At 42.0% G+C, this 9,206-nt stretch carries 3 protein-coding genes; all 3 read left to right on the top strand.

Annotated features, from left to right (window positions below; translation table 11 throughout):
• Window positions 1–89 precede the first annotated feature (89 nt).
• A complete protein-coding gene (locus LC653_RS42995; RefSeq protein ID WP_229501375.1) occupies window positions 90–1,925 on the top strand; it encodes a ShlB/FhaC/HecB family hemolysin secretion/activation protein in 1,836 nt (611 codons plus the stop codon).
• Window positions 1,926–2,194: 269 nt separating this feature from the next.
• Window positions 2,195–4,888, top strand: a complete 2,694-nt coding sequence (locus LC653_RS42990) for a CHAT domain-containing protein (RefSeq protein ID WP_229501374.1) — start codon at window positions 2,195–2,197, stop codon at window positions 4,886–4,888.
• 366 nt (window positions 4,889–5,254) lie between these two features.
• Window positions 5,255–9,206: two-partner secretion domain-containing protein (locus tag LC653_RS42985; protein WP_229501373.1), on the top strand; the 3,952-nt coding region annotated here is incomplete at its 3' end.

Genomic DNA, 9,206 nt, shown 5'->3' with positions numbered 1-9,206 from the left:
CTCTTGTTGACCACCAAATCAAAGAATTGGTGGGGGTTGTACTCTCCTTAATTACGAATTACGAATTACGAATTAGTAATTATTTGGTCATGGTAGCTAAAATTACTCCAACTTTTGCAGCATCCTGCTTGCTTATATTACTCAGTAGCCTGGCAACTACACCCGGTAAGGCGCAGACAGTCGATCGCGTACAACTACCCCAAAACAATTTTCCCTCGCTCCCACAACTCCCACCACCGCAGGATGTCCAACCACTTTCGCCCAGAACACCAACAACACCCTCTCCACCACCGCAACTACCCCCTCCATCCGAACTATTTCAACCTGATCAACTAGTTCCCATACCAGATGAACCACTCCCTGAAACATCACAAATCTTTATTGTTAAACAATTTGAAGTTATTGGCAGTACAGTATTCAGCCAAGAAAAATTTAATCAAATACTAGAATGCAGTCAAAAAAACCTGACATACAGGTTGAGGCAGAAAACCGAGTGTTTTACAAATCGACCAATTACATTTACAGACTTATTAGAAATTCGCTCTAAAATTACTGAACTTTATATTCAAGAGGGGTACGTTACTTCTGGAGCTTATATTCCTGAACAAACTCTTACTGATGGCGTTGTTCAAATCCAAGTAATTGAAGGTAAATTAGAGGATATCCAGATAACTGGAACTAGGCGACTCAACCCAAATTATATCCGTAGCCGTATAGCTTTAGGGGCATCCACTCCTTTAAATCAAAAACGCCTACTAGAATCCCTGCAATTATTGCAACTCAATCCTTTAATTCAAAACTTGTCTGCTGAATTATCTGCTGGCTCACGTTCTGGCTCTAATTTGTTGGCTATCAAAATAACAGAGGCGGATACATTTAATGTAGAAACAGTATTTGACAATGGTCGTTCCCCTAGTGTTGGTAGCTTCCGACGGCAACTGCAAGTTAACGAAGCCAACTTACTAGGATTTGGAGATAGTATCTCGTTAGCATACAGTAATACTGACGGTAGTAATACCATAGATGCCAGCTACAGTTTGCCTCTCAATCCCCGCAATGGCACTCTCACCTTCAGCTATGGCAATACATCAGCCGATATTATTGAACGTCCTTTTAATACACTAGAGATTGAATCAGCTTCCCAATATTACGAACTCACATTCCGCCAGCCGCTAGTGCAAACTCCCAATCAAGAATTAGCTCTAGGAGTCACGGCTTCTCGCAGAGAGACTGATATTTCCTCCTCTGTGTTTGAACAGGAGGATGCTCCCCTTTCTCTACTTTCACCGGGGGCTGATGCAGAAGGAAACACTCGTGTTTCTGCGTTACGATTTTTTCAAGAATGGACTCTTCGTAATAGCCAAGAAGTAATTGCGGCTCGTTCTCAATTTAGTCTGGGAACTGGTGCATTTAATGCCACAATCAACAATACCGAACCTGACAGCCGCTTTTTCGCTTGGCGAGGACAAGCACAATGGGTACGTCTGTTAGCTCCTGATACTTTGTTGTTAATTCGTGGCGATGTACAACTAGCTTCTACAACGCTTTTAGCTTCAGAACAATTTGGTCTAGGTGGTATAAGTAGTGTACGGGGCTATCGTCAAGATTTACTGTTAGCAGATAATGGCGCTCTTGCTTCTGTTGAGTTACGGCTACCAATTGTACGTGTACCACAATGGGATGGAGTTATGCAAGTTACCCCGTTTGTTGACGTTGGCACTGCTTGGAATAATTCGTCGAGTATAGATGAAAATAATACTAACACTAACACTCTAGCTTCTATTGGTTTGGGTTTGCGTTGGTTACAGGGCAATAACTTTAATGCTGGTGTTGAGTGGGGTATTCCTTTAGTTTCTGTTGATACTCAAGGTAATACATTGCAAGAGAATGGGCTGTATTTTTTTGTACAATATAATCCGTTTTAACCTTACACAAAGGAGCTAATACCAATTCGCAATTCGCAATTCGCAATTCGCAATTCGCAATTAATAAACTTAGATGCCGCAGGACTTTCCTGATCTACATCTGTTACCTCATTTTGGAGAATTGGTATAATGCATTGCGTGGAAAATATCCAATTTACAACAACTATTGCCATGTTGTAGCTACAACTTCATCCAAAGCCACACATAGTACTACATGGTTTTTATAATTAGTTATCATGAACAAATACAAAATAAATTTTGTAATTTATATGAAGTTTTTTAAATACTTGCTATTATCATTTTTGACTGTATTTTTTTGTGTATTTTCATCTGTTATTTTCGATTCTTCTATTTTTTTAACAGCAGCCTTTGCCAAATCTAAAGTTTTATATTTTCCTGTTGTAGCAATAAAACCTGCTGTTAACCAAACCCAAATTTTTAGTTTAGTGCAGCAAAGCCAAGCACTTTATGAAGGGGGAGAGTTTGCAGAAGCAGTACAACTTCTAAAAAAAGCAGCAGACGAATTTAAAGCTACTAATAATGTATTGAATGAAGCTATAGCTTTGACTAACCTTTCCTTAGTGTATCAGCAGTTAGGACAATGGCAGCAAGCGAATGAAGTCATCTCACAAACTATTAAATTATTACAAAGTCTAGAAGATTCAGATTATTCACAAGAGCGAGCCTCCGCAGGAGGAGCTGCGCTAACGCAAGTCTTTGCTCAAGCTTTAGATGTTCGAGGTGGGCTGGAGTTAGCACAAGGACAAACTGAAGTAGCCCTAAGTACTTGGCAATCAGCAGCTAAAATTTATCAGCATTTAGATGATATCTCAGCGCTAATTCGCAATCACATTAATCAAGCCCAAGCAATGCAAGCTTTGGGGAATTATCTCCAAGCAGATCACACTTTAACCTCACTACGAGAAAATCTGCAAAAACAACCAGATTCTCCTGTTAAAGCTAGAGGATTATATAGTTTAGGGAATGTATTGCGAAGTTTGGGCTATTTAAGCGATTCCCACAAAATCCTAGAAGAAAGTTATTCTGTGGCTGGGAAAGTGGGAAGTGCGATCGCTCAAAGTAATGCTTTACTTAGTTTAGGTAATACAGCCCGTGCTCAAACATCCGCTCAACTTAGTTTGGGTAACTCAAGCAGCGCTAAGGATTATGCTCAAACAGCAATCCAATACTATCAACAAGCGGCTCTAATTGCATCTGCAACACCTACTGTGCGCCTGCAAGCTCAACTGAATTTATTGAGACTATTGGTAGAGCAAGAGGAATTTAGCACAGCAAACGCATTATTGCCCCAAATTCAGTCTCAGATAGACAATTTGCCTCCAAGTCGCACGGCTGTTAACTACCGGATTAACTTTGCCCAAAGTCTGAGCAAAATGATACAGAATGAAGTTCAGCCAAAAGATGTTGCTAAAATGCTAGCGCAAGCTGTGCAAGTGGCTAAGAGCTTAAAAGATCAACGAACCGAATCTTATGCCCTTGGTATTCTTGGCGAACTGTACGAACAAACTGGACAGTTATCTGATGCCAAAGGTCTTACACAGCAAGCCTTGGTAGAAGCTGAGTCCATTGATGCCCAAGACATTGCTTATCAATGGCATTGGCAGATGGGACGAATACTGCAAAAGCAATCCAATATCCCGGCAGCAACACAAGCTTATAATCGAGCTTATAACGCCCTCAAATCCCTTCGTAACGATTTAGTTGCAATTAATCCTGACGTACAATTTTCTTTCCGCGAAAGTATAGAACCTGTATATCGACAGTACGTTGATTTACTGTTGCAACTTCAAGAAAATCCAATTCAAAAGCCAGATAATCTCGTTCAAGCTCGTCAGGTAATTGAATCTCTCCAATTAGCAGAATTAGATAACTTTTTTCGTTCACCCTGTTTGCTACCAAGAGTTGACCTTGATCAATTACTTGAAAAGGAAAAATCCACAGCTGTTATCTATCCAATTATTTTAGATAACCGACTAGAAATTATTACTCGCTTACCAGGACAAGATACAATCTACCGTAAAACAACTAAAGTCCCTAAAGATGTATTAGAAAAAGCTGTAGAACAACTACAGAAAGATTTACCTGTTGCTAGCCGAGAGCCTGATGTTAAGCAGCTCTCACAACAGTTATATGACTGGTTAATTAAACCTATTGAATCAGATTTTGCAAACAAAGGTATAACTTCCCTAGTGTTTGTGCTGGATGGTTCTTTGCGGAATATCCCAATGGCGATTCTTTATGATCAACAACAGCAGAAATATCTAATAGAAAAGTATGCTATTTCTTTGATGCCTGGACTACAACTCCTTGCTCCTAAATCTTTAAACAACGTGCGGCTAAAGGTTTTAATTGCTGGGGTTGAGCAAGAACGCTTGATTGAAGGGAAATCTTTTTCGGAACTTTCAAATGTTACACAGGAATTAAAACAAGTTCAATTTGAAGTTAAATCAAGTAAACAACTTTTAAATCAAGAGTTCACGAAAACTAATCTGCAAAACCAAATTCAGTCTACCCCTTTCTCAGTAGTGCATCTAGCTACTCACGGGCAATTTAGTTCAGATATTGAACAAACCTATATTCTTACCTGGGATAGCTTACTAAAGGTTAGGGAGCTAGATAGTTTATTACGGGCTAGAGGTGAAAGCCGACCCGAAACAATTGAATTACTTGTCCTCAGTGCTTGTAAAACCGCCACAGGAGATAAACGAGCTGCTTTAGGACTAGCTGGAGTTGCGGTACGAGCAGGCGCACGTAGTACATTAGCTACTTTGTGGACAATAGATGATGAGTCTACTAGTGAATTTATGGGTGAATTATATCGGCAATTGGATGCTGGAGTCACTAAAGCTCAAGCTCTGCAACGCGCTCAACTTGCAATTCTAGCGAAAGAAAATCGCCCATATTTTTGGGCACCTTATGTTCTTCTGGGTAATTGGTTGTAATTATTTAACAATAAAGAATGTAGAGTTTAAGAGTTAAAATTTGTGAATTTGCCTTTTAGCGATTAGTGGGCGTAACTGTTTTATTGTAGGAATAAAAACGGTTGTATCTAAAGTTATTAGGCATTGCCGATCGCTCTTTTAAAAAAACTTTGCGATTTACTAAAATTACAAAAATCTACACCTCTATCTTAAAGAGCAAAAAATACACCTAACTTAGAAACTCTTGTAAGTAATTAGCAGGTTTTGCATAAAACCTGTACTTGTAAAATTGAGAAATATGCAGGTGTTAACTTGATTTCCCTTACTCGTGGTTTACTGAAAAATGAGTATATCTTTTACAAAGCTTAGGAGGATGCGATGTTTGGCATGACTACTCCTTGTTTTTTGGGAATGGCGATCGGAAGTGCGATCGCTTTCGGGGCAAATTGTGCTTCTGCTCAGATTACCCCTGATGGCACTCTGCCTAATAATTCCATCGTTACACCCGATGGCAGCACCCTCAATATTACTGGAGGAACACAAGCAGGAAGTAATTTGTTTCACAGCTTTGGCGAATTTTCTGTTCCTACTGGTGGTGTTGCTTCTTTTAATAATGCTGTAAATGTTCAAAATATCATCAGCCGGGTAACGGGTAGGTCAGTCTCTGAAATTGATGGGATAATTCGCGCTAACGGCACGGCTAACCTGTTTCTAATAAATCCGAATGGCATTATTTTTGGTCAAGGGGCGAGGCTGGATATTGGTGGTTCTTTTGTAGCGACTACAGCATCGGCGATTGGCTTTGGCAATCAAAGTTTTTTCAATGCTGAAAATCCAGAAAGTTCTTCATCACTGTTAACGGTCAATCCTTCCGCCTTACTATTTAATCAAATCAAAACCGCATCTATCCAAAATAACTCAGTTGGTTTTCGCGTAGCAGATGGCAAGAGTTTGCTGTTAGTTGGCGGTGATATCAATATGGATGGTGGAGGATTGTTTGCTTTCGGTGGACAAGTTGAATTAGGTGGGTTAGCAGGTACGGGAACAGTTGGGTTGAATGGGGATGGTAGTAATCTGAGCTTGAGTTTTCCCGATAGTGTAGAAAGAAGTGATGTTTCCCTCCGCAATGGTGCAAGAATAAGAGTTACTGCTGGTAATGGTGGAAGTATCGCAGTTCATGCCCAGAATTTAGAGATTACAGGAGGGAGTGAACTGTTTGCAGGAATAGATGGTGCGCTGGCTTCTGAGAATAGTAAGGCAGGAAATATTGAAGTTAATGCAACTGGAGTAATTAATCTTGACAATAATAGCTCCATTGCTAATCAGGTGCTAACAGAAGCATCTGGACAGGGAGGGGATATCAATATCAGCACTGGAACCTTACGAATTGAGAGTGGAGCTTTTGTAGATGCTAGTACATTTGGTGGAGGCAAAGGAGGAAATTTAAATGTTGATGCCCAAGATGTACAAATTATTGGGAGAAGTGCTGATGGTAGGTTTCCCAGTGCATTAAGTGCTTCCGCAAATCCAAACTCAACAGGGGATGCAGGGGATTTGACGATTAAAACTAATTCCTTGCTCGTGCAAAATGGGGCACAGGTGGGTGCTGATACCTTTAGTGAGGGCAAGGGAGGAAATTTGAGCGTTGATGCTCAAAATATTCAACTCATTGGTGAATCAGCAGATGGTCAGTTTCGCAGTCGCTTGGGTGCTTCCGCACAGCGAAACTCAACAGGGGATGCAGGGGATTTAACGATTAAAACTAATTCCTTGCTCGTGCAAGATGGGGCACAGATTGGTGCTGATACCTTTAGTGAGGGCAAGGGAGGAAATTTGAGCGTTGATGCTCAAGATATTCAACTCATTGGTGAATCAGCAGATGGTCAGTCTGCCAGTGCCTTGAGTGCTTCCGCACAGCCAAACTCAACAGGAGATGCAGGGGATTTGACGATTAAAACTAATTCCTTGCTCGTGCAAGATGGGGCAGTGGTGAATGCTTCTACCTTTAGTGAGGGCAAGGGAGGAAATTTGAGCGTTGATGCTCAAGATATTCAACTCATTGGTGAATCAGCAGATGGTCAGTCTGCCAGTGCCTTGAGTGCTTCCGCACAGCCAAACTCAACAGGGGATGCAGGGGATTTGACGATTAAAACTAATTCCTTGCTCGTGCAAGATGGGGCACAGATTAGTGCTGATACCTTTAGTGAGGGCAAGGGAGGAAATTTGAGCGTTGATGCCCAAGATATTCAACTCATTGGTGAATCAGCAGATGGTCAGTTTCGCAGTCGCTTGGGTGCTTCTGCACAGCGAAACTCAACAGGGGATGCAGGGGATTTGACAATTAAAACTAATTCCTTGCTCGTGCAAGATGGGGCACAGATTAGTGCTGATACCTTTAGTGAGGGCAAGGGAGGAAATTTGAGCGTTGATGCTCAAGATATTCAACTCATTGGTGGATCAGCAGATGGTCAGTTTCGCAGTGGCTTATTTGCTTCCGTACAGCGAAACTCAACAGGGGATGCAGGGGATTTGACAATTAAAACTAATTCCTTGCTCGTGCAAGATGGGGCACAGATTAGTGCTGATACCTTTAGTGAGGGCAAGGGAGGAAATTTGAGCGTTGATGCCCAAGATATTCAACTCATTGGTGAATCAGCAGATGGTCAGTTTCGCAGTCGCTTGGGTGCTTCCGCACAGCGAAACTCAACAGGGGATGCAGGGGATTTGACGATTAAAACTAATTCCTTGCTCGTGCAAGATGGGGCACAGATTAGTGCTAGTACCTTTAGTAAAGGCGAGGGAGGAAATTTAAACGTTGATGCCCAAGATATTCAACTCATTGGTGAATCAGCAGATGGTCAGTCTGCCAGTGCCTTGAGTGCTTCCGCACAGCCAAACTCAACAGGGGATGCAGGGGATTTGACGATTAAAACTAATTCCTTGCTCGTGCAAGATGGGGCAGTGGTGAATGCTTCTACCTTTAGTGAGGGCAAGGGAGGAAATTTAAACGTTGATGCCCAAGATATTCAACTCATTGGTGGATCAGCAGATGGTCAGTCTGCCAGTGCCTTGAGTGCTTCCGCAAATCGAAACTCAAAAGGGGATGCAGGGAATTTGACGATTAAAACTAATTCCTTGCTCGTGCAAGATGGGGCACAAGTGAATGCTTCTACCTTTAGTAAGGGCAAGGGAGGAAATTTGAGCGTTGATGCTCAAGATATTCAACTAATTGGTGGATCAGCAGATGGTCAACCTCGCAGTGCTCGCAGTGGCTTATTTGCTTCCGCAAATCCAAACTCAAAAGGGGATGCAGGGAATTTGAGGATTAAAACTAATTCCTTGCTCGTGCAAAATGGGGCACAGATTAGTGCTGATACCTTTAGTGAGGGCAAGGGAGGAAACTTGAGCGTTGATGCTCAAGATATTCAACTCATTGGTGAATCAGCAGATGGTCAGTTTCGCAGTCGCTTGGGTGCTTCCGCACAGCGAAACTCAACAGGGGATGCAGGGGATTTGACGATTAAAACTAATTCCTTGCTCGTGCAAGATGGGGCACAGATTAGTGCTAGTACCTTTAGTAAAGGCGAGGGAGGAAATTTAAACGTTGATGCCCAAGATATTCAACTCATTGGTGAATCAGCAGATGGTCAGTCTGCCAGTGCCTTGAGTGCTTCCGCACAGCCAAACTCAACAGGAGATGCAGGGGATTTGACGATTAAAACTAATTCCTTGCTCGTGCAAGATGGGGCAGTGGTGAATGCTTCTACCTTTAGTGAGGGCAAGGGAGGAAATTTGAGCGTTGATGCCCAAGATATTCAACTCATTGGTGGATCAGCAGATGGTCAGTTTCCCAGTGTCTTGGCTGCTTCCGCACAGCCAAACTCTACAGGAGATGCAGGGGATTTGACGATTAAAACTAATTCCTTGCTCGTGCAAGATGGGGCAGCGTTAGCTGTGAACAGTTTCGGAACAGGAACCGCAGGGAGTATGACATTAACTGCTCGCTCTATCCGCTTAAACAATAACGCTTTGCTCACCGCCAACACACGCAGTAATAAAGTTGTCCCAACTAGGGAGCAAGCGACAATTAACATTAACTCAGAAAGTTTAATCATGAGCCGCAATAGCAACATCATAACTAACGCCACAGGAGAAAACGTTATTGGCGGCAACATCAACATTGACACCGATTTTCTTATTGCTTTCGGAAATAGCGACATCAGTGCCAATTCGGATAACTTTCGTGGTGGAAGAGTGCAAATCAATGCCTCTGGCATCTTTGGTACACAATTCCGAGATGTGGCATCTAATAGCACAAGTGATATTACCGCTACTGGAG

Origin of the sequence: Nostoc mirabile CHAB5784, assembly GCF_020829645.1 — a bacterium.
GTDB lineage: Bacteria > Cyanobacteriota > Cyanobacteriia > Cyanobacteriales > Nostocaceae > Nostoc > Nostoc mirabile.
The sequence above is the reverse complement of the archived record's forward strand: the minus strand, read 5'-3'. Positions and strand labels throughout refer to the sequence as shown.